Raw genomic sequence first — 26,225 nt, forward strand, 5'->3', positions numbered from 1 at the left:
TCGCGTGTCCGAACCGCAAAACCGTTTCCATCCCGGTCTCGCCATGGACATGCTTTTGCTGGACACGCACTAATGGCTGCGGACTATCCCCACACCTGCTTGAGCAACCGATAGCTTTCCAGCCGCTTGTCGTAGTCGTGAATGGTGGTCGAGATCATCACCTCGTCGGCGGCGGTTTCGGCGAGCTTTTCCTCGATTTTGGCCTTGACCGTTTCCGGGCTGCCGACGATCCAGAGATTGGACTGGCTTTCGACGAAAGCGCGCTCGGCTTCGGTCCAGGGATGGGCGTCGGCCGCTTCGGGCGGGGCGATCTTCTGGGGGTTGTTGGAGCGCAGGCTGAGCCAGGTCAGTTCCATGGATTTGGACAGGTGTTTGGCTTCCTCGTCGGTGGGTGCGCAGATCACCGCGACGCAGAGAATGGCGTGGGGCTTTTCGAACTGATCGGAGGGGCGGAAGGCGCTGCGATAGGCCTCGAAAGCCGGACCGGCGGGGGTGGGGGAGAAGTGGGAGGCAAAGGCATAGCCGATGCCGTATTGCCCGGCCATCTGCGCCGAGGCGCCCGAAGAGCCCAGAAGCCAGATGGGGGCGAGGTCGATTTCGCCGGGCACGACCTTGACGCGCGAGAGGGGGTGATCGTCGGGGAAGCCGCCACGCTCGAAGGCGAGCAGTTCGGCGAATTCATGGGGGAAATCCTCGCCGCCCGTCGAGCGCAGGGCGCGCAGGGTCAGCCCGTCCGAACCGCCGGCGCGGCCGATGCCCAGATCGATGCGATCCGGGAAGAGGCCGTTGAGGGTCCGGTAGGTCTCAACCACGCGCAGCGGAACGTGATTGGGCAGCATGACGCCGCCGGCGCCCACGCGAATGCGCGAGGTGTTGGCGGCGGCATTGGCGATCAGGATCTCGGGCGCCGAGGAGGCGATCGAGGCCATGCCGTGATGTTCGGCATACCAGAGGCGGGAAAAGCCCATCTCGTCGCCCAATCTGGCGAGGTCGAGGGTTCTGGCGAGGGCGTCCTGGGTGGAATAGCCTTGCGAGATCGGCGCAAGGTCCTGAATGGAAAGCGGAGGCAGGGTCATCGGGCTCATCTGGGTTCGGGAAGGGCCACCGTCAAGACGGCGAGTCGGGTTTGATCGTTAAAAGACGATAATCGGTTCTGTTGCCTTCCTGCAATTGACATCGGCGCATCGATGGGGTGCATTGCTCGCCATTCCCTGCGTAACGAGGACGTCCCATGATCCGCAAGCTTGCCGCATTGGCTATCGCCCTTCTGGCTGGCGCGGGAGCGGGACCGGCGCTGGCCCAGGGGCTGGAGCTGGACGAAATACGCGCCGGGACGTTCTTCCATTCGGCCTATGGCGGCTTCCTGCCCACGGGCGACAATTGGGAGCTCACCCGCTTCGAGGACATCAAGTTTTCGGCGCTGTTTGCCTCCCCCGATATCGCCGCTTTCGAATGGATCGGCTCGCCGCGCCCGGAAATCGGCGCGACGATCAATCTCCAGGGGCGGGAAAATCTCGTCCATGCCAATCTCAACTGGCAGATTCCGGTGTTCGAAACCCCGCTCTATCTCGAGCTGGGGTTCGGCGCGGCGCTGACCGACGGGGCGCTGGACGGCGCGACGCGGCCCGAGCGCAATTTCGGCTGTTCGCTCAATTTCTACGATGCCGCTGGCATCGGGGCCAATGTGAGCGAGAACGTCACGGTGACGCTGCGCTACGAGCACATCTCCAATCTCGAGCTTTGTTCGCCCAATGACGGGCTGTCCAATTTGGGACTGATGGTCGGCGTAAAGTTCTAGTTGGGTGATGGCGGCCACCCCCTGGTCGCCCCGGCCTTCCTGGTCCAGTACACTCCGCGCTCAGGTAGAACCGCGGCGCTGCCGGTTACTGGATCCCGGGTCGGGCCCGGGATGACGGGGAGTCCCGGTTCGCGTTCCAATTCTCCGTGGCCACCCTTGGCAAAGTGACCGGAACCACGTATGTAACGGGCTCCGGACGGCAGGAGCCTTTTTCGTGGCATTAATGACCATGACAGTGCTGCTCAAAACAGTCGGCGCGAGCGCCGGCGCGATGCCGTTCGCAGGTAAAACCACCACCAAAACCGCTTGACGCACTCCCCGGGCCAATCCTCCCGGCGGGGAGGGCGGCAAAGCACATCAAGGCCGAGCGGGCGGAACGCCCCGGCGCGGGAGGTGGGGTGAAAGGACAAAAATCGAAATGGGTTACAAGGTTGCAGTCGTAGGCGCCACCGGCAATGTGGGCCGCGAAATGCTCGACATTCTCGCCGAACGCAATTTCCCGGTCTCCGAGCTGGTGCCGCTTGCATCGTCGCGTTCGGTGGGCCGCGAGGTGAGCTTTGGCGACAAGATATTGAAGTGCAAGAACCTCGACGATTTCGACTTTACCGGCACCGATTTCGTGCTGATGAGCGCTGGGGGCGAGATCTCCAAGCAGTGGGCGCCCAAGATCGGGGCAGCGGGCGCGATCGTCATCGATAATTCCTCGGCATGGCGCTATCACGAGGACGTGCCGCTGGTGGTCCCCGAGGTCAATGGCGAGGTGCTCGACGCCTATATGGCGCGCAATGAACGCAAGAACATCATCGCCAATCCCAATTGCTCGACCGCACAGCTCGTCGTGGCCCTCAAGCCGCTGCACGACCTTGCGACCATCACCCGGCTGGTGGTTTCGACCTATCAGTCGGTTTCGGGCGGCGGCAAGGAGGCCATGGACGAGCTCTGGGACCAGACCAAGGGCATTTTCGTCAACGACCAGCCCGAGCCCAAAAAGTTCACCAAGCAGATCGCCTTCAACGTCATCCCCCATATCGACGTGTTCATGGAGGATGGCTACACCAAGGAAGAGTGGAAGGTTCTGGCCGAAACTAAGAAGATGCTCGACCCCAAGATCAAGGTGACCTGCACGGCGGTGCGCGTGCCGGTGTTCGTGGGGCATTCCGAGGCCGTCAACATGGAGTTCGCCAACCCCATCACCCCCGACGAGGCGCGGGACGCCCTGCGCGAGGCGCCGGGGATCGTGGTGCTCGATAAGCGCGAGAACGGCGGCTACATCACCCCGGTCGAGGCCAAGGGCGAGGACGCCACCTATGTGAGCCGCATCCGCGAGGACGTGACGGTTGAAAACGGGCTCGCCATGTGGGTGGTCTCGGACAATTTGCGCAAGGGCGCGGCGCTCAACACCATCCAGATCGCCGAAACGCTGATCGAGCGCGGCCTGATGGCCAAGAAGGCTGCCTGATGCGTTGGGCGGCGCTTTTCACCGACCGGACGGACGGCGCGGAGATCCGCGCCGCCCATACCGAGGCGCATCAAGCCTACTTACGCAAATACAAGGGCAGGATCGCCATCGCCGGGGCCTTGCGTCCCGAACCGGGTGGCGCGCCCTCGGGCGGGCTCTGGATATTTGACGTCGAGAGCCGCGCGGAGGTCGAAAAGATCATCGCCGAGGACCCGTTCCAGATCCACGGGCTGCGGGCGACCACCGAGGTCTTCGCCTGGGGCACGGCTCCGGGGTTCGAGGATATCGAGATCGGGGCGCGGTAGTGGCCTGGTTGGGGGCTTGGCGAAGGCCTCCTCACCCGCTGCTTCGTGTCAACCTCTCCCGCACGGGAGAGGTTAGGCTGGGGCTCCCTCGTCCCGTTTGTCTCACGCAAGAGCGATATCCTGGGCCACCGCTGCGGCCCCTCATCGGACCGCTTCGCGGCCACCTTCTCCCCTGCGGGGAGAAGGACATCGGGTGCCGCCGCTCACGTTCACCTCTTCCTCTGGGCGAGCTCGCCCTGAAGCGGCGGGTGAGGGGCCTCGCCGCGTTCACCATGCGGGATGACAAGCCTTGTCACTCTGCGCTAAGGCAGGGCTCCTGTCTTTTCTTCGGAAGCCCGCCATGCCCTTGCGCGACGTGCTCATTGCCCTGGTCGTCGTTACGATCTGGGGCGTCAATTTCACGGTCATCAAGCTAAGCGTCGGAGAGTTGCCGCCGCTGCTGGTCGCGGCGTTGCGGTTTTTCTTTGCCGCCGTGCCGGTGATCTTTTTCGTCGCCCGGCCTCAGGCGCCATGGCGGCTGGTGGTCGGCTACGGGCTTTTCATGGGCTGCGCGCTCTATGCGCTTTTGAACCTCGCGATCTTCATGGGGCTTTCCGCTTCGCTCGCTTCGCTGGCCCTGCAGGTGCAGGCGATGTTTACCATCGGGCTGGCGTTTTTCGTCTTCGGCGAGGTGCCGCGCCGGCTCCAGATGGTGGGCGCGGCGGTGGCGTTTGCCGGGATCGGGGTGATTGCCTGGGGCCATGGAGCGGGCGGAGAACTGGTTCCCATCGCCATCTTGATGGTGGCGGCCTTGTGCTGGGGCACGGCCAATATCATTTCCAAAAAGGCCGGCGCGGTTCCCATGGTGCCCTTTACCGTCTGGGGCAATTTCTTCGCCTCGATCCCGCTCTTTGCCCTCTCGTTCGCCTTCGAGGGCGGGCCGAGCGCCTTTGCCGGGCTGATGCCGCCGAGTTGGAGCGTGGTGGGGCTGATCGCGTTCCTTGCCTATCCGGCCACGCTTTTCGGCTTTGCCATGTGGAGCGGGCTGCTCTCGCGCCATTCGGCGGCGACGGTGGCTCCCTTCACGCTGCTGGTGCCGATCGCGGGGATTTCCTCGGGGGTGCTGATCCTGGGCGAGCCGATCTATCCGGTGGATATTGCGGGCGGTATGCTGGTTTTCGCTGGGCTGATCCTCACTGTGGTCAAGCTCAAGCCAAGGCAGGCGGCAACCCAGCCGGTGGGTGAGCGGATCTAGGGGCGCGAGAAGTCGCCGCTTTCCCCGTTCATGGTCCAAAGCTCGCCCGTCGAGATGTCGAACCAGGCGCCGTGGATCGAAAGCTGGTTCTCATTGACGCGGGATTTGACGAAAGGGAAGGTCAGGAGGTTGTTAAGCGACTGGCGGATGGCGATGCGTTCGAGCGCGGTCTGCTGTTCGGCCGGGGTCATCAGCGAATTGGCTTCGACCTTGTCGGCGACGTCCTTGACCATGGTCAGCCATTTGCCGATGAAATCGCCCTCCGGGGCGTGACCGGCAGCGGTGGCGAGGGCGCCGGAAATGCCGCCGCAGCGGCCATGGCCCATGACAACGATATGGGCGACCTTCAAATGGATGACGGCGAATTCGATGGCCGAGGAGGTGCCGTGATAGGCGGCGTCCGGCCCGAAGGGAGGCACGAGATTGGCGACGTTGCGCAGAACGAAGAGCTGGCCGGGACCGGCATCGAAAATGGTTTCAGGCGCCGAGCGGGAATCGCAGCAGGCGATCACCATGGTCGTGGGCTTCTGGCCTTCCTCGGCGAGGCTCCGATAGCGCTCGCTCTCGGCACTGTAGCGTCCCGCCATGAAATTGCGGTAGCCCTCGAGGAGGAAGGGGGGGAAGTCCTGCGCCATGGGGTTCATCCTTTCACGTCGATCGGTTTGCGATAGACCCTGGCGCGGCCAAGATCAATTGCTATGCTTGGCGCAAGAACCACAAAGGAGATCGGGCGATGGTGATTTACCGCTTTCTGTCGGGGGACGACGATTCGTCCTTTTGCCACAAGGTCACCAAGGCGCTGAGCGAGGGCTGGCTGCTCTATGGCGAGCCCCATTACGTGTTCGATGCGGTGGCGGGAAAGATGCGCTGCGGGCAGGCGGTGACCAAGGAGGTTTCCGACCAGGTCTACGACCCCGACAAAAAGCTCACCGACTACGCCTGATCGGCGTCGCCCCGCCAGGCCATGCCCATGTAGACGCCGCCCTTTTCGAGTTCGTCGAGCATCTGGGCGATACGTTTTTCCCGCGTGGCGGGGCGTTTGGCGCGGGCGATCCAGCCCAGATAGTCGTTGCGCTGATAGGCGGGGCGGGCGGCGTATTTTTCCTCCAGTTTTCCAGCCTTGAGCCGCTGCCCGATATCGTCGGGCATCGGCTGGATGGGGCGGGAGAGATTGGAGAGGTCGGTGCTCATACCTGGCCGCCGGTGGGGGTGACGACGACGGAGTCGGCGCTGCGCGTCGAGGGGCCGTGCCACACAGCTTCGATATTGTTGCCGTCCGGATCGATGACGAAACAGGCGTAATAACCGGGATGATAGGGGCGTTCGCCCGGCGCGCCATTGTCGGTGCCGCCGGCGGCAAGGGCGGCCTGGTGGAAGCGGGCGACCATTTCGGGGCCATCGGCCTGGAAGGCCAGGTGCACGCGGGTGACATAATCGTCGGCCTTGTCCACGAACAATTCGTCCGAGGCGAAGAACCCTTCGCCTTCGTGGGTAATTTCACGGCCCAGGGCGGTCAGCGCCGCGCGGTAGAAGCTTTTGCTTCTTTCAACGTCGGCAACGCGCAGATGAACGTGATCGATGAGACGTCCGACGTGGAATTCCATGGGCGGCACCTTTCGTGGCGGCGGTTAACCGTCTAAGCTAATAGTTAGCGTAGCTAACGAAGTTAAACCTGCCGGATGTCAAACGCAAGCCTTTCGCGAACGTTGCAATTGATGCATCGCATCGTCCTGCCCCTCGACCGGCTGTTGCAGGCCGCTGACAGGGAGAGCGGGTGCACGGCAGCGCAACTCTCCATCCTGGCCGGGGTGCACTATCTCAAGCGCACGACGCTGAGCCGGCTTGCCGCCCGCGAGCGGATAGCCGCCCCCACCGCCTCGCGGATCGTCGATGGCCTGGTGCGGGAAGGAATGCTCTCGCGCATCGTCGAGGCGGGGGACCGCCGGGCCGTGCGGCTCGAAGTGACCGGGAAGGGCGTAAAAGCCATTGCCGTGGCCTGCGCGGCGCGCGAGAAGGTCCTGGCCCAAGCCCTGGAAGGGCTGACCGAGGCGGAGAAGGATGCGCTGAGAGTGGTCGTGCCGGGGCTCAATCGCGTATTGGGCCTTGTGCCCGAACCGGTCAGCGCAGAATCCCCTTGAGAGCGGCGTGCTGAATCAGCGCCACGGTTTTGGAATCAACGATGGCGCCTTGTTCGATCAGGCCGAGGGCTTCGTCAAAGCCGATCTCGACGATCTCGATGTCCTCGCCTTCGTGGCCGAGCCCGCCGCCTGCGCCGGTGCGGTCGGTTTCGGAGTAAAAGCCCAGGAAACAGTGGGTTTTTTCCGAGAGCGAGCCGGGGCTGGCATAGAGATCGAACACATGGGCGAGCGTTGCGGGCGCGATGCCGGTTTCCTCCATCGCTTCCTTTTTCGCGCAGGCTTGGGGCGTGTCGCCATCGAGGAGCCCGGCACAGACTTCGAGCAGATAGCCGTCATCGCCCAGAAGATGGGGCGGCAGGCGGAACTGGCGCACGAGCGTCAGGCATCGGCGGTCGGGATCGATGAGCAGAATCGCCGCCGCATTGCCGTGGTCATAGACCTCGCGCGTGTGGCGATTTTCGCTGCCGTCGCGGTGAGGAAGCGAAAAAACATACTCGGTAAGGCTTCCCCAGGCGCGGGCGAGGATTTTTTTGCTCTCGATGCGGATGGGGCTGGGCTTGGACATGCTACTTTACCTAGTAGGTAAACCTGGCTGACATTTCCCCAGTCTTGCCTCGACTTAGCCCTCGATGTCCAGTGCGGAAATAAAATATGACGTTGAAAGTCAATATTTTAGCACCGCTTCGGAAAGCGGTTTTGAGACCAAAGACGTACCCATGTCCCTTTGACGAATGGGGAAAGCGCGATTAGAAGTTGGCGCCAAGTTCGATGCCGGGCGACCGGCTGTTCATGCCCGGCCCCGGCGCCGGAGGAGATCGAGGCAGCATGGCGACCCAGTTTCGACCCACCTCTCCCCACCTTTCGGTTTGGCGTTTCACCCTCACCATGACGATGTCGATCCTGCACCGGATCCTCGGCATAGGGCTTTATCTGGGCACCATCCTGTTCGTTTTGTGGCTGGGGGCGGCGGCGCTGGGACAGGAAGAGCTCGAGATGGTTCAGGGGTTCTTCGGCTACCCCATCATCCAGATCGGCCTCTTTCTTTATACCTGGACGCTGTTCCACCACATGGCCGGCGGCATCAAGCATTTCGTCTGGGATACAGGCGCCGGGTTCGATCCGGCCGGGCGCGAGATCATCACGGTGGCAACCCTGGTGTTTTCGGTGACCGCCACGGTGCTGGTCTGGGCGCTGCTGGTCTGGTTCTAGGGGGAGAAGACATGAAGACCCATCCAAGGGAAAAGGGCACCGGCACCTTCATCCGCCAGCGCGTCACGGGCGTCATCAACATCGCCTTTGTGGGCTTTCTGATCTGGCTGGTGGTCTCGTTTGCCGGGGCCACGCGGGCCGAGATGGCGGCGACCTTCTCGAACCCGTTCGTCGCCATCCTGGCGCTGGCGCTCATCGCTTCCCCGCTCATCCATATGCGCATCGGCATGTATGAAGTGATCGAGGACTATGTCCACGATCCCAAGCTGCACGCGCTCGCCAAGACGCTCAATACGATTTTCGTTCTGATCATCGGCGTCATCGCCGCGGTCTCGGTGCTCGTCCTCGCCTTCGGAGGTTAGTTAGTTCATGGCTTCGGCTTATCAAATCATCGACCACGCCTATGACGTCGTGGTGGTCGGCGCCGGCGGCGCGGGTTTGCGCGCGACGCTGGGCATGGCCGAGCAGGGCTTTTCGACTGCATGCGTCACCAAGGTGTTTCCGACCCGCTCGCATACGGTGGCGGCGCAGGGCGGGATTGCCGCCTCGCTCTCCAATATGGGCCCCGATAGCTGGCAGTGGCACATGTACGACACCGTCAAGGGATCGGACTGGCTGGGCGACAACGACGCCATGGAATATCTGGCCCGCGAGGCGCCTCAGGCGGTTTACGAGCTCGAGCATTACGGCGTGCCGTTCTCGCGCACCGAAGAGGGCAAGATCTATCAGCGCCCGTTCGGCGGGCACATGCAGAACTATGGCGACGGCCCCCCGGTGCAGCGCACCTGCGCGGCGGCGGACCGGACCGGCCATGCGATCCTGCACACGCTTTACGGGCAGAGCCTGCGCAACAATGCCGAGTTCTTCGTCGAATATTTCGCCATCGACCTTTTGATGAGCGATGACGGGGTTTGCCAGGGGGTGATCGCCTGGAAGCTCGACGACGGCACCATCCACCGGTTCCGCGCCAAGATGGTGGTGCTGGCGACCGGCGGCTATGGCCGCGCCTATTTCTCGGCGACGAGCGCCCATACCTGCACCGGCGACGGCAATGGCATGGTAGCGCGGGCCGGGCTGCCGCTGCAGGACATGGAGTTCGTCCAGTTCCACCCCACGGGCATTTACGGTTCGGGGTGCCTGATCACCGAGGGGGCGCGCGGCGAGGGCGGCTATCTGGTCAATTCCGAGGGCGAGCGCTTCATGGAGCGCTATGCGCCCAACGCGAAAGACCTCGCTTCGCGCGACGTGGTCAGCCGCTGCATGACGCTCGAAATCCGCGAGGGGCGGGGCGTGGGGCCCAAGAAGGATCACATCTTCCTCCATCTCGACCATCTCGATCCCGCCGTGCTGCATGAACGGCTGCCGGGGATTTCGGAATCGGCAAAGATCTTCGCCGGGGTCGATCTGACCCGCGATCCGATCCCGGTGATCCCGACCGTCCACTACAATATGGGCGGCATCCCCACGACCTATTGGGGCGAAGCGATCGATCCGCGCAATGGCGGGCCCGATGCCACGATCCCCGGGCTGATGGCGGTGGGCGAAGCGGGCTGCGCTTCGGTCCATGGCGCCAACCGGCTGGGGTCCAATTCTCTGATCGACCTCGTGGTGTTCGGGCGCGCCGCGGCGATCCGGGCCGGCGAGATCATCGACCGCAATTCCCCGGTGCCCGAGGTCAACAAAGCCGCCGAAGACAAGATCATGGCGCGCTTCGACCGGTTGCGGAACGCCAATGGCGCCATCCCCACGGCAAAGCTCAGAGACAAGATGCAGCGCGCCATGCAGGAAGACGCCGCCGTGTTCCGCACCCAGGAGACCCTGGAAAGCGGATGCCGGCGGATTTCGGAAATCTGGGGCGAGCTCAAGGACATCAAGGTCCATGACCGTTCGCTGATCTGGAATTCGGATCTGGTCGAAACGCTCGAACTGGAAAACCTGATGGCCAATGCCGTCACCACCGTCTATTCGGCGGAAAACCGCAAGGAAAGCCGGGGCGCCCATGCGCGCGAGGATTTCTCCGAGCGCGACGACGCCAACTGGCGCAAGCATACGCTTTCCTGGGTGGATGACGCCGGCAATGTGACGTTGGACTACCGGCCGGTGCATGTGGATCCGCTTTCGGACGGCATCGACCTTGCCAAAATCGCGCCCAAGGCGCGCGTCTACTAGGGGCGGGAGAGGACAATGGCTGAACTCATCCTCAACAAGCGCTCGCAGCCCAAGAAGGGCAAGACCTGGCCCAAGCCGGAAGGGGCGACGCGGCTGCGCGAATACCGGGTCTATCGCTACGATCCTGACACCCAGGAAAACCCTCGGATCGACACCTATTTCGTCGATCTTAACGATTGCGGGCCGATGATCCTCGATGGGCTCTTGTGGATCAAGAACAACATCGACCCCACCCTCACCCTGCGCCGCTCGTGCCGCGAGGGCATTTGCGGGTCGTGTGCCATGAACATCGATGGGGCCAATACGCTGGCCTGCACCAAGGGCATGGACGATGTCTCGGCTGGCCCCATCAAGGTCTATCCGCTGCCGCATATGCCTGTGGTGAAGGATCTGGTGCCCGATCTTTCGACCTTTTACGAGCAGCACAAATCAGTCGAACCTTGGCTGCAGACCAAATCGCCCACCCCGGACACCGAATGGCTACAGAGCCGGGAAGACCGGGCCAAGCTCGACGGGCTTTACGAGTGCATCCTTTGCGCGTGCTGCTCGACTTCGTGTCCGTCCTATTGGTGGAATGGGGAAAAGTATCTCGGGCCGGCGGTGCTGCTGCAGGCTTATCGCTGGCTGATCGACAGCCGCGACGAAGCGACCAGCGAACGGCTCGACAATCTCGAAGATCCGTTCAAGCTCTATCGCTGCCACACCATCATGAACTGCGCCAAGGTGTGCCCCAAGGGCTTGAACCCGGCCAAGGCGATCGCCGAGATCAAGAAGATGATGATGGAACGCAAGGTGGCCTGAACCGGCGGCTTGGGTTAAACGTTTAAAGGGTCCGCGGGAAACGCCCGCGGACCCTTTGTATTTGATGGAGCCGTGCCATGACCGATTACGAGACGATCATCTATGTCGAGAGGGAATCGGTGGCGCGGCTGATGGTGACCGCGCTGCGGGCGCATGGGTTTTCGCCGCGCGAGATCACCGATGGCGGCTTGCCGGGGATCGGCACAGGATTGACCGGCAGGGGGCTGGCCATCGCGGTGCCCGAGAGCGAGGCGCGAGATGCCCAGCCGCTGGCCGAGGCGCTGCTCAAGGACATGGTCGCCAAAAAGAGCTAGCGTGCCGCCGCGCGCGCCAGCCAATCCTTGAGCGCCTGGGGCAGTTGGTGATTGTCGACGTCCTGGGCGACGACCTTGCGCCACTTTTCGATTTCGGCCTGCTGGTCGTTACTGCGGCTGACCCGGTCGAGGAGCGCAAGGAGCGCGATCAGCCGCTCTGTGGCAAGCGTATCGGAGCGCATGGCCGGCAGCAGGGCGGGAACGATCAGGTCGAGATAATGCCCAAGGCCCAGATCGGGGCGGCGCAGGCAGGGGCGGCCACTTTCGTCAAAGAGTATGCGCGGGACGCCTTCGGCGCGGACCAGGGGAAGAAGGCCGGCGCTCAGGTGATCGATGGCGGCAACGGCCGTGGCCGGATCGTTGATGCCGGGGGAAAGGCCGCGCAAGGCGATGTCGATCAAGGCGCGGGCTTCATAGGTGGCTTCCTGCAGCACGTCGCGGCGCGGGCCGATGGTAAAGGCGGAGGCAAGGCGGGATATGTCGGGGTTGGGGCCTTCCACAAGGGCGAGCGGCAGGCCCTCGCCGATGAAATCATCGGGCCGCACGAGCACATCGATGCGCAGGCCGGCCCGGCCGGCGATCTGCAGCAATTGATCATAGGCGATATGGCGGACATAACCCGACTCGGTGGCAGGGACCGGAACACCCGAAACGGTTTCGAACCTGTTGAACGCCCGGTTGGCCCTGGCGATGTCGAGATCCTGCCCGGCTTCGGTCACCCGCCCGATGGCCTTTTCGAACTGGCGACCCAAGTCGGCGACGATCACATCGGCCTGGATCGAGAGCGCCATGTGGTGGACGAAATAGATCACCAGCGCAAAGGCGATGGTGGCGCTCAGAATCGCGGCAGCGACGGCGAGATGGGGGACGAACCCGTCTTCGATCTCGGTGACGTTGACCAGAACGATGAGGGTGAAGAGAAAAACGCCGACAAAGGCACCCATCACGATCTGGGTGGGCTTATCGTGCATGAACATCATCAGAATGCGCGGGCCGAGTTGGCCCGAAAGCAGGGTGAGGCCCACAAAGGTCAGCGAGAAGACCAGGCTCGCCATGGTCATCATGCCGCCAGCGATTGTTGTGAGCACCGAGCGGGCGCCTTCAGGGCCGAATTGCGGATAAAAAGACTGGCTTCTCAGGGACGCAAGCGCCTCGGCGCTTTCAAGGACGATCGCCAGCTCGGCCAGGACCAGGCCGCTTGCCGCCATGATCAGGGGGAGGAACCAGAAGCTGCCGGCGATCCCCGAGGTCAGCGATTTGATCCTGGCATAGAACGGCATATCTCTCTCCGGCTGGCGAACACACCTCTCGCTACTAAAGCCCAAGACGTGCCAAGCGATCCAGCCGGTCAGACGATGACGGTATCGCGCGGCAGTTCGGAGAGGATTTCGGGGCCGTCGGAGCGCACGATCACCACTTCCTCGAGCCGGATGCCGAAGCGGCCAGCGAGATAGATGCCCGGCTCGATGGAAAACACCATGCCTTCCTCGAGCACCGTATCGCTGGTGGCGGTGATGTAGGGAGGCTCGTGGATATCGAGGCCCAGGCCGTGACCGGTGCGGTGGAGGAAGAATTCGCCATAGCCGGCCTGCGCGATCACTCCGCGCGCCGCATCGTCCACCGCGCTTGCCTTGGCGCCGGGCCTGACGGCGGCCAGTGCGGCCTCGACAGCCGTATTGACGATGGCGTGGACCTTGGCGAACTCGGCGCTCGGCTCCCCCAGATGGGCGACGCGGGTCATGTCGCTGGGATAGCCGCCGAGCCGCCCACCGATGTCGAGCAGCACGGCATCGCCGGCTTTGAGCACGGTATCGCCGGTATGGTGGTGGGGAAAGGCGCCGTTTTCGCCAAAGCACACCAGATCGAATTGCGGGCGGGCGCCATTTTCGAGATAGACCGAGCGGATGACGCTCGCCACGTCCCGTTCGGTGACGCCGGGCTTGAGCGCCGCGAACCCGGCCTGCATGGCCTTGTCGTTCAAAAGCTGGCTGGCCCTGAGCCGGCGGTATTCGTCTTCGTCCTTGCGGGCTCTCAAAAAGGAAACGGTGTCGCCGGTAAAGCGGCGGCGGGCGCCGGGCAGGGCGTCGAGCAGCAGCAGGGCGAAATCGGCGCGCATGGTCTCGTCGAGAACGACCGAAGGCGCGGTCCTGTCGATGCCGGCGGCTTCGAGCACCTGAGCCAGCGCGGCGTCGGGACCGTCGCTGTCGCTCCAGGGGATCATGGGAAGATCGGAATTCTTGCGCGCGGCATCGAGGTTGAGGGCGGGCATCAAAAAGCCGGCATAGGTCTGGGAGACCAGGAGCATCACCGGCCGCTCGTCGCCATGGGGATCGACGCCCGTCAGATAGACCATATGGCTGGAGGGGCCGATGGCGACAAGGTCGGTGCCGGTTTCGGCCATGCGCTGGCGCAGGCGTTCGATGCGAGGGGAAGCGGTCATGATGGTCTCCGGGAACGAAAGGGAAAGGGCCGCCCGTGGGCGGCCCTAGAGCATTTCAGCTTTTCTTCGAATCGCTTCAATGACTCTAAGTTTATGTTTTGTCGCGTGTCCGAACCGCAAAACCGTTTCCACTTTTGCTGGACACGCTCTAGGTCGCGATCAGTCCTTGGTCACGAGGCGATAGTAGACGAAGTCCGAGGTCGCGCCGTTGACATAGCCCTCGACGTTCTCGGCCATGGCCACCTGGTAGGCGGCCTGGAACATGATGACGATGGGCGAATTTTCCTGAACCTTGCGCTGCAGGTCGAGATAAAGCTCGTTACGCGCTTCCGGATCGGCTTCGGCGAGCGCCGCCATGGTTTCCGCGTTCATCTCCTCGGGCACGGCCCAGGCATTGCGCCAGGTCGTGGTTGCCGCATAGGCCTCGTCGGAATTGTCCGAATTGTAGGCGAATGCCTTGGCGTTGGAGTGCGGATCCATGAAGTCAGGGCCCCAATAGAGCAGCATGGCTTCGTGGCTGCGCTCACGGTATTTGGTGATGACCTGGGCCGCGGTGCCGGGGACGATCTCGAACTCGATGCCGGCTTCCGCGAACGTGGCCTGCAGCGACTGGGCGATATCGGTGAAGGGGGACGAGTTGATCACGTCGAGCGAAACGGTGATCGGGATTTCGACCCCCGCTTCCTCGAGGATTTCCATCGCCTGGTCGGGATCGTAGGAGTACGGCTCATCGTTGAGCGCGCCGGGGAAACCCTCGGGCCAGAAGGCCTGATGCACTTCCATCTGCCCGGCAAGGAAACTGTCGACCATGCCTTCGTAATCGACAAGATAGCGGGCGGCTTCCCAGACCGCTTCGTCGGTCAGCTCCTCGACCTTCTGGTTGAAGGAGAGGAAGTGCACGGCGGCCTGCGGGAAGGTTTCGACCTTGAGCGTGTCCTCGAGGGCCGCGATCTGATCGGGCGTCAGGTTGCGGGCCAGGTCCACGTCGCCGGTTTCGAGCAGGAGCTGCTGGGTGGCCGCCTCGGCGACGTGACGGATGATGACGCTTTCGATCTCGGGCGAGCCCTTGAAATAGTCGGGGTTCGACTGCAGGCGGATGATCTCGGCCGGGCGGTAGGCCTGCAGCGAGAACGGGCCCGAGCCGGCCGAATTGGCGTTGAGCCAGGCATTGCCCATGTCGCCATCGACCTCGTTGGCCATCACCGTCACTTCATCGACGATCGAGGCGGGGCGGGAGGCGAGGACGTTGAGCACGAAGGCCGAGGAGAAATCGCCTTCGTAGCGAACCGTTACGGTGTTGCCCTCGACGGTGATCATCTCCTCGATATTGTCGGCGGTCCAGCCGAGCTGGGTGAGGATGAAGGCAGGGGTCAGATCGAGGGCCACGACGCGCTTGAAGGAAAACAGCACGTCTTCGGGGCGCACCGGATTGCCCGAATGAAAGGTCGCGCCTTCGCGGATGGTGAAGGTGATCGACTTGTTTTCGTCATCGACCTCCCATTCGCTGGCGAGGCCCGGCGCCAGGACCGTGGTGTCCTCGGCATCGTACTGCACCAGGCGGTCATAGACATTGGTGACCAACTCGCCCGAGCTGAATTCATAGGCCTGGGCGGGATCGATGGCGACGATGTCGTCGATGTTCTGGGCGACGACCAGGACGCCTGGCGGGGTGGCGGCAATGCCCGCCACCGGGGCCAGAGGCAGTGCGATGGCCGTGGCCAGCAATGCGGCGCGGAAAAGCTTCATGATTGGTCTTCCTTTGGCTTTGATGTGGAAAGGGCCGGTTGGCGTTCCGGCTTCTTGTCTGCGTCCGGACGTGCCCGCGACGCGGTTATGGATTGGAAAAGCTCAAGCGTGCCGGTCCATAAAAGCCGGGCCGGCAGGGCCGTGTGATTGGCCCAGGCATGGGGCTGGTTGCCGCGGAAATGCAGGGCATCGCCCGCCTTCATGATCATCTCGTCCTGGCCCAGCCGCTGGGTGATTTCACCGGAAAGGACGTAAAGCAGCTCTTCGCCCTCATGGCTGACGGTTTCCGAGCGATAGCCCGGCGGCACCGTCATGATGAAGGCCGAGAGCATGTTTCCGGGAAATTCGGTGGTGATGCGCTCATAGACGATGGAGGTGCCATCGATCGAAAAGCGCCGGCGATCTTCGGACCGGCTGAATGCGTTTTCCACAGAGGGCGCGGCGATGAAATAATCGACGCCCACGCCCAGGGCGCGCGCGATCTGCGCCAGGGTGCCAAGGGAGGGCGTCGCCTGGTCGCGTTCGATCTGGCTGAGATATCCCACCGAAGTTCGGGCGGCTTCGCCCAGCATTTGCAACGTCATCTGCTGCTGCCTGCGGCGGGCGCGGATCAGCGAACCCACCTTGGGGGACAGATCTTGTGCCAATCTCCCACCCGCGATGTCGGCCATGCTGCCGTCCTCCACCAAAATTTTTTTGATATAAGCAAAACTTTTTGTATGATCCAAGTGAATTGTGACGGTCTCGACATCTGGAGCGCCCTTCGGCGCAACGTCGTAAAACGCCGTTCCCAACAAGGAGAATGTGCCCCGTGTCACTTGAGGGACAGGCAGGCGGAGAGCCGGTGAACCAACCGGTCGGGCGCTGGAGCGGAAAACGCGTGGCAGCCGTTTTGGGCGAGCTTGCCTGGTTCGTCGCCACCATCGCCCTGACCTTTCTGGGCCTGCTCGCCATCACCTTCTTTATCGGCCGCGTGGTGCCCATCGATCCGGTGCTGGCGGTGGTGGGGGACCGGGCCTCGGCCAGCACCTATGAGGCGGCGCGGGTCGCCATGGGGCTGGACCGGCCGCTTTACGAACAGTTCTTTTCCTATGTGGGGGATATTCTCAGCGGCAATTTCGGCATGTCGGTCTCGACCGGCCGGCCGGTGATCGTCGATCTCAGCCGCGTTTTCCCCGCGACGCTCGAAATGGCGACGATCGGCATCCTGATCGGGGTCGCGCTGGGCGTGCCCATGGGCGTTCTGGCCGCCGCGCGGCAGGGGAGCTGGACCGACCAGATCATCCGCGTCTTCGGGCTTTTGGGCTATTCGGTGCCGGCCTTCTGGCTGGGGCTCGTGGGGCTGGCGCTGTTTTATGCCCAATTGCGCTGGGTCGGCGGGCCGGGCCGGGTCGATATCTTTTTCGATGGGCTGGTGCCGCACATCACCGGGCTGATGCTGGTCGATAGCCTCATCACCGGTCAGGTGGATGTGTTCTGGAACGCGGTCAGCCACATCATCCTGCCTGCCTCCATTCTCGGGTTTTTTTCTTTGGCCTATATCGCGCGCATGACGCGCTCGTTCATGCTCGACCAGTTGGGGCAGGAATTCGTCACCACCGCGCGGGTCAAGGGCGTGCCCGAATGGCGGGTGATCTGGCGGCACGGGTTTTATCCCATCCGCATCCAGCTCATCACCGTCATCGGGCTTTCCTATGCCGGCCTTCTCGAAGGGTCGGTGATGATCGAGACCGTGTTCTCCTGGCCCGGCATCGGCAATTATCTCACCACCGGCCTCTTTAACGCCGACATGAATGCCGTGTTGGGCGCGACGCTGGTGATCGGGGCGGTGTTCATCGTCATCAACAAAGTTTCGGACGTGCTCTATCGCGTCCTTGATCCGAGGGCGCGCTGATGGCCTCTACACGCGACTGGCTTTTGGCCGACTCCCCCACCTCCCGCATGCAGGCGAGCCTTGGCCGGTTCTATCGGCTGGCGCTTGGCCTTTTGAGCAATCCGCTCACCGTTGTCGGGCTCATCATCATCATAACGCTGGTCGTTACCGCGATCGCGGCCGATTGGATCGCCCCCTATTCGGCAACGCGGCAAAACCTTTCGGACCGGCTGCTGCCGCCCAGTTGGGACCACCTGATGGGCACCGACATGCTGGGCCGCGATATTTTCTCCCGCGTGGTCCATGGTTCGCAGATCACCTTGACCATCGTGCTGCTGGTGGCGGTGATCGCCGCGCCGGTGGGATTGGTGGTCGGCGCCATAGCGGGCTATTTCGGCGGCTGGGTGGACCGGGCCCTGATGGGGGTTACCGACATCTTTCTCTCCATGCCCAAGCTGATCCTGGCGCTTGCCTTCGTCGCGGCGCTCGGGCCGGGCATCAACAACGCCATCATCGCCATCGCCATCACCACATGGCCGGCCTATGCCCGCATCGCGCGGGCCGAGACGCTGACCTTCCGCAATTCCGAATTCATCGCAGCCGTGCAGCTTCAGGGCGCTTCGCCGATCCGGGTCATCGTCAACCACATCCTGCCGCTCTGCACATCTTCGATGATCATCCGCGTGACCCTCGATATGGCGGGCATTATCCTCACCGCCGCCGGTCTGGGCTTTCTCGGGCTGGGGGCGCAGCCGCCGCTTCCCGAATGGGGCGCGATGATCGCGACGGGCCGCGATTTCATTCTCAACCAGTGGTGGGTCGCCACCATGCCCGGCATCGCCATCATCGTGGTCAGCCTCGGGTTTTGTTTCCTGGGCGACGGGCTGCGCGACGTGCTCGATCCCAAGCAGGGAGAAAAGCATTGAGCGCGCCGCTTCTCGAGGTCGAAAATCTCCGCGTTTCTTTTCCCACCCATCAGGGTCGGGTGGAGGTGGTCAAAGGGATTTCGTTTTCGCTGGGCCGGGAGCGGCTGGGAATCGTGGGCGAAAGCGGATCAGGCAAATCGATGACCGGACGCTCGGTCCTGCGGCTGATCCGCTCGCCTGGGCGTGTCACCGCCGACAAGCTCTCCTTTAGCGGCATCGACCTTCTCTCCCAATCCGAGCGGCAGATGCGGGCCATTCGCGGCGCCCGCATCTCCATGGTGATGCAGGACCCCAAATTCTCGCTCAACCCCGTGATGACCGTGGGCGACCAGATCGCTGAGGCGCTCAAGGTGCACACGAGGGTGCCCGGACGCGAGGTGCGCGATCGGGTGATCGCCATGCTCGAAGCGGTGCGCATCAACGACCCGGAGCGCGTCGCCAAGCTCTATCCGCATGAGGTGTCCGGCGGCATGGGCCAGCGCATCATGATCGCCATGATGCTGATCCCCGAGCCCGATCTGTTGATCGCGGACGAACCGACCTCGGCCCTCGACGTTTCAGTCCAGGCCCAGGTGCTCGACATCATCGACGACCTGATCAAGACCAAGGGCATGGGGCTGATCCTCATCAGCCACGACCTCAACCTCGTCTCGCGCTATTGCGACCGCATCCTGGTGATGAATGCCGGCCAGGTGGTGGAAAGCTGCGCGGCGGGCGAACTTTCGAACGCAACCCATCCCTATACGCGCGGATTGCTGGCGGCGATGCCCCGGCTCGACGAGACGCGCGATCAACTGCCGGTCCTCGACCGGGCGAGCTGGGGCGGCACATGACAAGCGCCATCATCCTCAAGGATCTTTCGATCGCCTATGGCGAGACCGTCATCACCCACGATATCTCCCTCGATATCGCGCAAGGGGAGAGCTTTGCCCTTGTGGGCGAATCGGGGTCGGGCAAAACGACGGTGCTGCGCGCCATCGCCGGGCTCGCGCCGCAATGGACGGGGGAGATTTCGCTCCTTGGCGCAACGCGCACCCATGGCATCGACAAGCGCTCGGTGCGCGAGACGCAGATGGTGTTCCAGGATCCTTATGGCTCACTGCACCCGCGCAAGACCATCGATGCGGTGCTTTCCGAACCGTTGGCCATCCACGGCGTTTCGAATCGCGGCGAGCGGGTCGAAGCGGCCCTCGGGGCGGTCGGGCTCGATCAGCGCTTCCGCTTTCGCTATCCGCACCAGCTTTCGGGTGGGCAGCGCCAGCGTGTCGCCATTGCGCGCGCGCTGATGCTGGAACCGAAGGTTCTGCTGCTGGACGAACCCACCTCGGCGCTGGACGTCTCGGTGCAAGCCGAGATTCTCAACCTTTTGAAGCGCCTGCAGCGCGAGCAGAACCTCACCTATCTGATGGTGACCCACAATCTGCCGGTGGTGTCGTTCCTCTGTGATCGGTTGGCCGTCATGCGCCATGGCCGGATCGTGGAGATCGCCACCGCCGATCAATTGCGCGAAGGGAATTTCACCGATCCCTATTCGCGCGAACTCTACGCCGCCAGTGGCGGTGCTCCTGCCTGACTCAAGGACATTGCAAAGTGACGACACCTGATATTTCCGCCGCGCGGCAGCAATTCGATGCCGCGATTTCCGCAGCCACCAGCGCGGAGGCCGCATTCCTCGCGCTGCAGGATTTCGTGCGGCGGATCGTGGGGGCCAAGCTGTTCACCGTCATGCTGGTGGACATGGAGGCCGAACTGGCGCGGCGCGCCTATACCTCCGACCCCGAAAACTACCCCGCTTCGGGCACCAAGCCGATCCGCTATGACCGCTGGTTCGATATCGTGCACAAGGCGCGTCAGCCCTTCGTCGCCAATTCCATCGCCGATATCTCGACGGTCTTTGCCGATTACGAGCTGATCGACTCCCTGGGGTGCCAATCGGTGGTCAACCTGCCGGTGGTTCTGGGGGGCGAGCTGATCGGCACGGTCAACATGCTCGATGTGGCCGATCACTATACGCCCGAGCGGGTCGAGTTGATCGTCCGGGAAGTCTCGATCCCGGCCAAGCTCGCGCTCGCTGTCGCGGCGCGAGCCTAACCAGCTTAATCTTCATCGGCCTGGAAGCGCGACAGGCCACGGAAGATGAAGGGGGCGATGAGCGCGATCGCCGCGATGGCGAGCATGAGTGCCGAACTCCAGTGCTCCAGGAAGACGATGGGATCGCCCAGGCTGATCTGCAGCGCGCGGCGCATCTGCAGGTCGGCCATCGGCCCCAGGATCAGGCCGACAACGGCCGGCGCGATGGGGTAATTGTATCGTCGCATCACAAAGCCGGCGGCGCCGAAGGCAACGAGTAGCAAAAGCTCGACGATGGAGGGGTTGGCCGCGATGGTCCCCATGGCGGCAAAGACCATGATGCCCGCATAGAGCCATGGCGTTGGAATGGCCAAAAGCCGAACCCAAAGACCCACAAGGGGGAGGTTGAGGAACAGCAGCATCACATTGGCGATGAACAGCGAGGCGATCAGTGCCCAGACGATATCGGCATGCTGGGCAAAGAGCAGCGGGCCGGGCTGGATGTTGTATTGCTGGAACCCGGCCAGCATGACCGCCGCTGTGGCCGATGTCGGCAGCCCCAGGGTCAGAAGCGGCACCATGGTGCCGGCTGCCGAAGCGTTATTGGCCGCTTCGGGACCGGCCACGCCTTCGATGGCCCCATTGCCGAAGGCTTGGGGGTCGCGGCATAGCTTCCGTTCGAGATTGTAACTGAGGAAGGTCGGAACTTCGGCGCCGCCGGCGGGCAATCCGCCGATGGGAAAGCCGATCGCCGCGCCGCGCAGCCAGGGTTTCCATGAGCGCGACCAATCCTGCCGGTTCATCCAGACCGAGCCCTTGACGGGGATGGGCTGGGCCGGGGAGGTGCGGTGCTGCGAGGCGATGAGAAGGGCTTCCCCGATGGCGAACAGGCCGACGGCGAGGGTCGTCACCTCGATGCCGTCGAGCAGTTGCGGTACGCCGAAGGTCAGCCGCGCCTGGCCGGTCAATTGATCGATGCCGATGAGCCCGAGCCAAAGGCCCAACGCAAGGCTGGTCAAGCCCTTGAGTGGCGAGGATCCGAATGTCGCCGAAACGGTGACGAAAGCGATCATCATCAGCGCGAAATAATCCCACGGCCCGAAGCGGACGGCGATTTCGACGATGACGGGGGCCAGGAACGCGATGCCTATGGTTGCAACCAGCGCGGCAACGAACGAGCCGATGGCGGCGGTGGCGAGGGCCGGTCCGCCGCGTCCCTGCCGCGCCATCTTGTTGCCTTCGAGCGCGGTGACGACCGAAGCGGCCTCGCCGGGCGTATTGAGCAGGATGGCCGTGGTCGAGCCCCCATACATGCCGCCATAATAGATGCCGGCGAACATGATGAGCGAGCCGCCCGGATCGAGCTTGAACGTCACCGGCAGCAACAGCGCCACGGTCAGGGCCGGGCCGATGCCCGGCAGCACGCCGACGGCGGTGCCCAAAAAGACGCCGACCAGAGCAAAGACGAGATTCATCGGCGTCAGGGCTTGGGTAAAGCCTTCGGCCAGGAACATGAGGGTTTCCACTGGCAGCGCTCCTAAAGCAGGCGTTCGAGCGGACCGTGGGGCAGGGTCAGCGACAGCAGGTTGTTGAAGAGAAAGAAGATCGCCAGCGAGATCACGAACCCGATGACCAGGTCGACAAGGATCGCCTTGCGGTCGAAGGCGCGGGCGGTGAGGGCGAAAAGCAGGGTGGAGCCCAAAATGAAACCGGCGCCCAGGAAAATACAGGCAACCAGTGCCCCCAGAGCGGCCGCGATCAACCCGATAGCCCGCCAATCGGCGTCGAGCGCGTCGTCCTCATCGGTGGGACGCGTGGCGCTCCAGAAATGGGCGATCCCGAGGGCGGCAAGAAGGATGGCCACGAGATAGGACGCGGTATTGGGATTGAGGCCATAGGCGGCGCGAAAGCTCATCGAATAGGCGTCATAGCCCGTGACGGCGGCAAAGCCGAGCAGGATGATCCCGACCACGAGCTTGGACCGATCCAGCGCTAAGCCTTTGCGCGTTTGTGCGGCTTGTTGCATGCCGTTCCTCCCCTTGATGGTGGCCGGCGGGGCTTTTGGGGCCTCGCCGGACTGGTGCTTACTGCTGGGCCAGACCCAGATTGGTCAGGATGGTGCCGACACGCTCGATTTCCCCGTCAAGGAAAGTGGAGAATTCGGCGGCGGGCATGTAGTAGTCGGTCCAGCCGCGAGCCTCGAGCACTTCCTGCCATTCGGCGGAATTCACCATCGCTTCAAAGGCGGCGGTGAGCCTGGCCATATCCTCGTCGGAGACGTCGGGGCCGGCAAAGATGGCGCGCCAGTTGACCAGTTCGACATCCACGCCCTGGGCCTTGAGCGGCTGGGCGTCGATCCCTTCGATGGGCTCGGGATAGGAGATGGCGAGCGCGCGCAGGTCGCCCGATTCGATCTGGCCCTGCCATTCGCCATAGCCCGAGATGCCGGCCGTGACCTGCCCCCCGAGCATCGCCGCCAGGGCCTCGCCGCCGCCCGAGAAGGCGACATAGTTGACGGCGCTTGGGTCTTCGCCTGCGGCCTCGGTCAAAAGAGCGGCAAGCATGTGATCGGCGCCGCCGGCCGAACCGCCCGCCCAGATGGTGCCGGCCACGTCGGACTGGATCTGGGCCAAAAGGTCATCGATGGTCTGGATCGGTGAATCGGCGGGGACCACAACGGCGAGCGGATCGCCGGTGAGACGGGCCAGCGGGGTCACCGAGCCCAGGTCCACGGGGGCGTTGTTGGAAATGATGGCGCCCACCATGGTGATGCCACCCACGAGGAGCTGGCTGGGATCGGACCCTGCGCCGTTGGCAAATTGGGCCAGACCGACCGTGCCGCCAGCGCCGGGCACGTTGATGACCTGGACCGAGTTCGCAAGCCCGGTCGCGGTCATCACTTCCTGGATGGCGCGGGCCGCACCGTCCCAGCCGCCGCCGGCGCCAGCGGGGGCGATGATGGAAAGTTCACCGACGCTTTCGGCGTCCTGGGCAAAGCCAGGTCCGGTCAGCGCCGCGACGGCGAGCAGACCGGTGGAGATGATGGCTCCGAATTTATTCATTGGTTCCTCCCTTAAAGAACACATCAAGTGAATACCCAGTGGGCGGGTGATGTCGACCGCTAATGCAGATCGACTTTCTTCCCTCCCGATGCCGACCGATCGAGGGCCCCGGAAAGGATGAAAGGAATAATGCCGCCTTTGTGCAAGAGGCTGATTTCAAGCTCGGTTTCGATTTGCGCGACGGCTTCGAACGTTTCCGGCTCACGGCCGGCATGGCGGATGGTGACGGCAAAGCGGCTGCGTTTGGCGAGCGAGGGATCGAGCAAGGCGATTTCGATGGTGTCGGTGGGGCCGATGCCGAGTTTGCTCGGCACCAGTCCCTGAGGCGCCTTGAGCGGCAGGATGCCCATGCCGATCAGGTTGGTGCGATGGATGCGCTCGAAGCTCGAAGCGATGACGGCGCGCGCGCCGATCAGCGCGGTGCCTTTTGCGGCCCAATCGCGCGAAGACCCCGCGCCATAGCGCTCTCCCGCCAGGATGACGCCGGCCACGCCGCGTTCGCGGTTGCGCCGGGCGAGGATATGGAGGGGCAGGTGCTCGCCGGTTTCGAAATCGACCCCGAAGCCCGGGGCGATGCCGGGGGCAAGGTGGTTTTCAACCGTGCGGTTGGTGAACAGCCCGCGCACCATCACCTCGAAATTGCCGCGCCGGGACGAAAAGACGTTCAAATCCTTGGGATTTTCGCCGCGCTCGATGAGATAGCGCCCCGCCTCGCTGTCAGCCGGCACGGCGCCGGCCGGGGAGATCTGGTCGGTGGTGATATCGTCACCCAGGACCAGGAGCGGACGTGTGATCAGTCGGTCGAGGGATTGCGGTTCGGCGAAATTTGCGAAGGGCGGGCGGCGCAGATAGGTCGAGGCCGGATCGAACGGCCACAGCTCGCCCTTTACCGTCTCCACCTCCTGCCAAAGCCGGCTCTGGGTGGCCACGGCGAAGGCTTGTGGGAAGTCGGCGATGCTCGAGGCGGCATGATAGACCGCTTCGATCTCGTCGGCGGAGGGCCAGAGATCGCGCAGATAGACGTTCTTGCCGTCGGGCGTCTGCCCGAGGGGATCGTTCTGGATGTCGATGTCGATGGTGCCGGCCAGCGCATAGGCGATGACCAGTGGCGGGGAGGCGAGGAAACCGGCCGAAAGGAGCGGGTGCACGCGGCCGGGGAAGTTGCGATTGCCCGAAAGCACCGCGACCGGCACGATGCCCTCTTCACGGATCGCGGTCTCAACGGTATCGAGAAGCGGCCCGGAATTGCCGATGCATGTCATGCAGCCAAAGCCGACAATGCCGAAACCGACCGCATCGAGATCCTCGATCAGGCCGGCGCGCTCGAGATAGCGTGCCGCGGCCGGCGATCCGGGCGAGAAGGAGGTTTTGACCCACGGCTTGGGCGCAAGGCCGAGGGCTCGCGCCCGGCGCGCCAGAAGGCCCGCCGCGATGTTGAGGCGGGCATCGGAGGTGTTGGTGCAACTGGTGATCGCCGCGATGGCGACGGCGCCGTCTTCGATGCGTCCAGACTTGCCTTCACGTCCATTGCGGCGGGCCTTGGCCACGAGCGGCTCGATGCTCTGGCGCGCCTCGGCCGGCGCGATCAGATCCTGCGGCCGTTGCGGGCCGGCCAGCGATGTGGCGACGGTGGAAAGGTCGATGGTAAACGTGTCGGTGTAGCTGGGACTGGACAGGGGATCGAACCAGAGGCCGCTCGCTTGGGCATAATCGCGCACCAGCGCCACTTGATCGGCGCTTCTCCCTGTTGCTTCGAGATAGGCGAGCGTTTGATCGTCGACGGGGAAATAGGCCGTCTGAGCGCCCATTTCGGGGGCCATGTTGGCGACCACGGCGCGTTGCCCGACGGTGAGGCTGGAGACGCCCGGACCGTGGAACTCCACGAAGGGATTGTCGATCCCGCGGGCGCGCAATTGATGGGTCACGTGCAGGGCGAGATCGGTCGCGAAAGTGCCTTCGGGCAGTGCGCCCTCAAGTCTTATGCCGATGACATCGGGAATGCGCATCATGACCGGCAGGCCGAACATGACGCCCTCCGCCTCCAGCCCGCCTACGCCCCAGGCCAGGACGCCCAATCCGTTGATCATGGGCGTGTGGCTGTCGGTGCCGATCAGGGTATCGGGGAAGGTCCAGCCATCCCGCGTCGTCACCACGCTCGCCAATTGTTCGAGATTGATGGTGTGCATGATGCCGGTGCCCGGCGGGTGGATGCGCAGGTTGGTCAGATTGGCCTGGGCCCATTTCATGAACCGGAAGCGCTCCTCGTTGCGCTCCTGCTCACGCTTCATGTTGGCCTTGATGGCCGCGCTGCTGCCGAAATGATCGACGGAGATGGAATGGTCCACCGACACGTCGATCGGAATTTGCGGGTTGAGCGCCCGAGGGTTGCCGCCGGCTTCGGCAAGGCTGCAACGCATGCCCGCAATGTCGGCGAGCGCCGGGCCGCAGGTGGTGTCGTGCATGAGCAGGCGCGCAGGCTGGAAAGGGATCTCCTGGGCGCTGGAGCGCCTGTCCAGCCAAGCCAGAATGGTCGAAGTCTGCTCGCCTTCCCCCAGATGCCGGGCGACGTTCTCCAAGAGGATGCGCAGCACATAGGGCAGTTGCGGGAGCTTTTCACCCGCCAAAGAGCGCAGCGATATCGTGCGTTGAGCCGCCATGATCCGTGGTGTCCTCCTTGGCAA

29 protein-coding genes are annotated in these 26,225 nt (G+C 63.5%); 16 read left to right on the top strand and 13 right to left on the bottom strand.

Annotated features, from left to right (window positions below; translation table 11 throughout):
- Window positions 1–83: 83 nt before the first annotated feature.
- Entirely contained in the window at window positions 84–1,076 is a 993-nt protein-coding gene (locus NO934_RS08985) for an LLM class flavin-dependent oxidoreductase (protein ID WP_309163615.1), read from the bottom strand.
- Window positions 1,077–1,231: 155 nt separating this feature from the next.
- Between NO934_RS08985 and NO934_RS08990 the strand changes: the two genes are divergently transcribed.
- The 4 genes from NO934_RS08990 (at window position 1,232) to NO934_RS09005 (ending at window position 4,796) form a co-directional block, all read left to right on the top strand.
- A complete protein-coding gene (locus NO934_RS08990; RefSeq protein WP_309163616.1) occupies window positions 1,232–1,798 on the top strand; it encodes an acyloxyacyl hydrolase in 567 nt (188 codons plus the stop codon).
- 418 nt (window positions 1,799–2,216) lie between these two features.
- Complete coding sequence (locus NO934_RS08995) at window positions 2,217–3,257, top strand: aspartate-semialdehyde dehydrogenase (RefSeq protein ID WP_309163619.1); 1,041 nt, start codon at window positions 2,217–2,219, stop codon at window positions 3,255–3,257.
- A complete protein-coding gene (locus NO934_RS09000) occupies window positions 3,257–3,562 on the top strand; it encodes a YciI family protein (protein ID WP_309163621.1) in 306 nt (101 codons plus the stop codon). Before NO934_RS08995 ends, NO934_RS09000 begins: the two co-directional genes overlap by 1 nt.
- A gap of 340 nt (window positions 3,563–3,902) precedes the next feature.
- A complete protein-coding gene (locus tag NO934_RS09005) occupies window positions 3,903–4,796 on the top strand; it encodes an EamA family transporter (protein WP_309163622.1) in 894 nt (297 codons plus the stop codon).
- Here NO934_RS09005 and NO934_RS09010 read toward each other — a convergent pair.
- Window positions 4,793–5,431, bottom strand: a complete 639-nt coding sequence (locus tag NO934_RS09010) for a carbonic anhydrase (protein ID WP_309163624.1) — start codon at window positions 5,429–5,431, stop codon at window positions 4,793–4,795. The genes NO934_RS09005 and NO934_RS09010 overlap by 4 nt on opposite strands.
- Window positions 5,432–5,529: 98 nt before the next feature.
- On the opposite strand from NO934_RS09010, the gene NO934_RS09015 reads away from it, so the two are divergent.
- On the top strand, window positions 5,530–5,739 hold the full coding sequence (locus NO934_RS09015) for a DUF1737 domain-containing protein (RefSeq protein WP_309163626.1): 210 nt from the start codon (window positions 5,530–5,532) through the stop codon (window positions 5,737–5,739).
- Here the strand turns inward: NO934_RS09015 and NO934_RS09020 are convergent.
- Both NO934_RS09020 and NO934_RS09025 read right to left on the bottom strand, forming a co-directional pair.
- Entirely contained in the window at window positions 5,730–5,987 is a 258-nt protein-coding gene (locus tag NO934_RS09020; RefSeq protein ID WP_309163627.1) for a YdeI/OmpD-associated family protein, read from the bottom strand. The genes NO934_RS09015 and NO934_RS09020 overlap by 10 nt on opposite strands.
- Window positions 5,984–6,400: a VOC family protein gene (locus tag NO934_RS09025; RefSeq protein WP_309163628.1), complete on the bottom strand. Its 417-nt coding sequence runs from the start codon at window positions 6,398–6,400 to the stop codon at window positions 5,984–5,986. Before NO934_RS09025 ends, NO934_RS09020 begins: the two co-directional genes overlap by 4 nt.
- 111 nt (window positions 6,401–6,511) lie before the next feature.
- On the opposite strand from NO934_RS09025, the gene NO934_RS09030 reads away from it, so the two are divergent.
- A complete protein-coding gene (locus NO934_RS09030; RefSeq protein ID WP_309159628.1) occupies window positions 6,512–6,934 on the top strand; it encodes a MarR family transcriptional regulator in 423 nt (140 codons plus the stop codon).
- Here the strand turns inward: NO934_RS09030 and NO934_RS09035 are convergent.
- A complete protein-coding gene (locus NO934_RS09035) occupies window positions 6,915–7,499 on the bottom strand; it encodes an NUDIX domain-containing protein (protein WP_309159629.1) in 585 nt (194 codons plus the stop codon). The genes NO934_RS09030 and NO934_RS09035 overlap by 20 nt on opposite strands.
- A 260-nt stretch (window positions 7,500–7,759) precedes the next feature.
- Here NO934_RS09035 and sdhC point away from each other — a divergent pair, with 260 nt between their 5' ends.
- From sdhC to NO934_RS09060, 5 genes are all read left to right on the top strand, one after another.
- Window positions 7,760–8,143, top strand: a complete 384-nt coding sequence (sdhC, locus tag NO934_RS09040; RefSeq protein ID WP_309159630.1) for a succinate dehydrogenase, cytochrome b556 subunit — start codon at window positions 7,760–7,762, stop codon at window positions 8,141–8,143.
- Window positions 8,144–8,154: 11 nt separating this feature from the next.
- Window positions 8,155–8,505, top strand: coding sequence for a succinate dehydrogenase, hydrophobic membrane anchor protein (gene sdhD / locus NO934_RS09045; RefSeq protein WP_309159631.1), 351 nt, complete (start codon window positions 8,155–8,157; stop codon window positions 8,503–8,505).
- A gap of 7 nt (window positions 8,506–8,512) precedes the next feature.
- Window positions 8,513–10,312 carry a succinate dehydrogenase flavoprotein subunit gene (gene sdhA / locus NO934_RS09050; protein WP_309159632.1) on the top strand — a complete coding sequence of 600 codons (1,800 nt, stop codon included), beginning with the start codon at window positions 8,513–8,515 and terminating at the stop codon, window positions 10,310–10,312.
- Window positions 10,313–10,327: 15 nt separating this feature from the next.
- Window positions 10,328–11,113 (top strand): succinate dehydrogenase iron-sulfur subunit, encoded by a 786-nt coding sequence (locus tag NO934_RS09055; RefSeq protein WP_309159633.1) that lies wholly within the window; start codon window positions 10,328–10,330, stop codon window positions 11,111–11,113.
- Window positions 11,114–11,190: 77 nt separating this feature from the next.
- Window positions 11,191–11,427: a hypothetical protein gene (locus NO934_RS09060; protein WP_309159634.1), complete on the top strand. Its 237-nt coding sequence runs from the start codon at window positions 11,191–11,193 to the stop codon at window positions 11,425–11,427.
- Here the strand turns inward: NO934_RS09060 and NO934_RS09065 are convergent.
- The 4 genes from NO934_RS09065 to NO934_RS09080 form a co-directional block, all read right to left on the bottom strand.
- The gene (locus tag NO934_RS09065; RefSeq protein ID WP_309159635.1) at window positions 11,424–12,707 is read right to left on the bottom strand and encodes a DUF2254 domain-containing protein; all 1,284 of its coding nucleotides are present in this window, start codon (window positions 12,705–12,707) and stop codon (window positions 11,424–11,426) included. The two genes, NO934_RS09060 and NO934_RS09065, sit on opposite strands and share 4 nt — an antisense overlap.
- Before the next feature lie 68 nt (window positions 12,708–12,775).
- The gene (locus NO934_RS09070) at window positions 12,776–13,867 is read right to left on the bottom strand and encodes a Xaa-Pro peptidase family protein (RefSeq protein WP_309159636.1); all 1,092 of its coding nucleotides are present in this window, start codon (window positions 13,865–13,867) and stop codon (window positions 12,776–12,778) included.
- Between the two features lie 159 nt (window positions 13,868–14,026).
- Entirely contained in the window at window positions 14,027–15,613 is a 1,587-nt protein-coding gene (locus NO934_RS09075) for an ABC transporter substrate-binding protein (protein ID WP_309159637.1), read from the bottom strand.
- On the bottom strand, window positions 15,610–16,284 hold the full coding sequence (locus NO934_RS09080; protein WP_309159638.1) for an XRE family transcriptional regulator: 675 nt from the start codon (window positions 16,282–16,284) through the stop codon (window positions 15,610–15,612). The genes NO934_RS09075 and NO934_RS09080 overlap by 4 nt, the downstream gene beginning before the upstream one ends.
- Window positions 16,285–16,457: 173 nt before the next feature.
- Between NO934_RS09080 and NO934_RS09085 the strand changes: the two genes are divergently transcribed.
- Genes NO934_RS09085 through NO934_RS09105 form a run of 5 tightly spaced genes read left to right on the top strand, consistent with a single transcriptional unit; the run spans window position 16,458 to window position 20,503 of the window.
- Window positions 16,458–17,507, top strand: coding sequence for an ABC transporter permease (locus NO934_RS09085; RefSeq protein WP_375143242.1), 1,050 nt, complete (start codon window positions 16,458–16,460; stop codon window positions 17,505–17,507).
- Window positions 17,507–18,412: an ABC transporter permease gene (locus NO934_RS09090; protein ID WP_309159639.1), complete on the top strand. Its 906-nt coding sequence runs from the start codon at window positions 17,507–17,509 to the stop codon at window positions 18,410–18,412. The genes NO934_RS09085 and NO934_RS09090 overlap by 1 nt, the downstream gene beginning before the upstream one ends.
- Window positions 18,409–19,245: an ABC transporter ATP-binding protein gene (locus NO934_RS09095; protein ID WP_309159640.1), complete on the top strand. Its 837-nt coding sequence runs from the start codon at window positions 18,409–18,411 to the stop codon at window positions 19,243–19,245. Before NO934_RS09090 ends, NO934_RS09095 begins: the two co-directional genes overlap by 4 nt.
- Entirely contained in the window at window positions 19,242–19,985 is a 744-nt protein-coding gene (locus NO934_RS09100) for an ABC transporter ATP-binding protein (protein WP_309159641.1), read from the top strand. Before NO934_RS09095 ends, NO934_RS09100 begins: the two co-directional genes overlap by 4 nt.
- Window positions 19,986–20,002: 17 nt before the next feature.
- On the top strand, window positions 20,003–20,503 hold the full coding sequence (locus tag NO934_RS09105) for a GAF domain-containing protein (RefSeq protein ID WP_309159642.1): 501 nt from the start codon (window positions 20,003–20,005) through the stop codon (window positions 20,501–20,503).
- 5 nt (window positions 20,504–20,508) lie between these two features.
- On the opposite strand, the gene NO934_RS09110 is transcribed toward NO934_RS09105, so the two are convergent.
- From NO934_RS09110 to acnA, 4 genes are read right to left on the bottom strand one after another with little or no spacing between them, the layout of a single operon-like run.
- Window positions 20,509–21,996, bottom strand: coding sequence for a tripartite tricarboxylate transporter permease (locus NO934_RS09110; RefSeq protein ID WP_375143296.1), 1,488 nt, complete (start codon window positions 21,994–21,996; stop codon window positions 20,509–20,511).
- Window positions 21,997–22,019: 23 nt separating this feature from the next.
- The gene (locus tag NO934_RS09115; protein WP_309159644.1) at window positions 22,020–22,508 is read right to left on the bottom strand and encodes a tripartite tricarboxylate transporter TctB family protein; all 489 of its coding nucleotides are present in this window, start codon (window positions 22,506–22,508) and stop codon (window positions 22,020–22,022) included.
- Between the two features lie 58 nt (window positions 22,509–22,566).
- Window positions 22,567–23,544, bottom strand: coding sequence for a tripartite tricarboxylate transporter substrate-binding protein (locus NO934_RS09120; protein WP_309159645.1), 978 nt, complete (start codon window positions 23,542–23,544; stop codon window positions 22,567–22,569).
- 59 nt (window positions 23,545–23,603) lie between these two features.
- Window positions 23,604–26,201 carry an aconitate hydratase AcnA gene (gene acnA / locus NO934_RS09125; protein ID WP_309159646.1) on the bottom strand — a complete coding sequence of 866 codons (2,598 nt, stop codon included), beginning with the start codon at window positions 26,199–26,201 and terminating at the stop codon, window positions 23,604–23,606.
- Window positions 26,202–26,225 lie beyond the last annotated feature (24 nt).

The sequence above is a fragment of the Pelagibacterium sp. H642 genome, from assembly GCF_031202855.1.
In the GTDB taxonomy this organism is placed as follows: domain Bacteria; phylum Pseudomonadota; class Alphaproteobacteria; order Rhizobiales; family Devosiaceae; genus Pelagibacterium.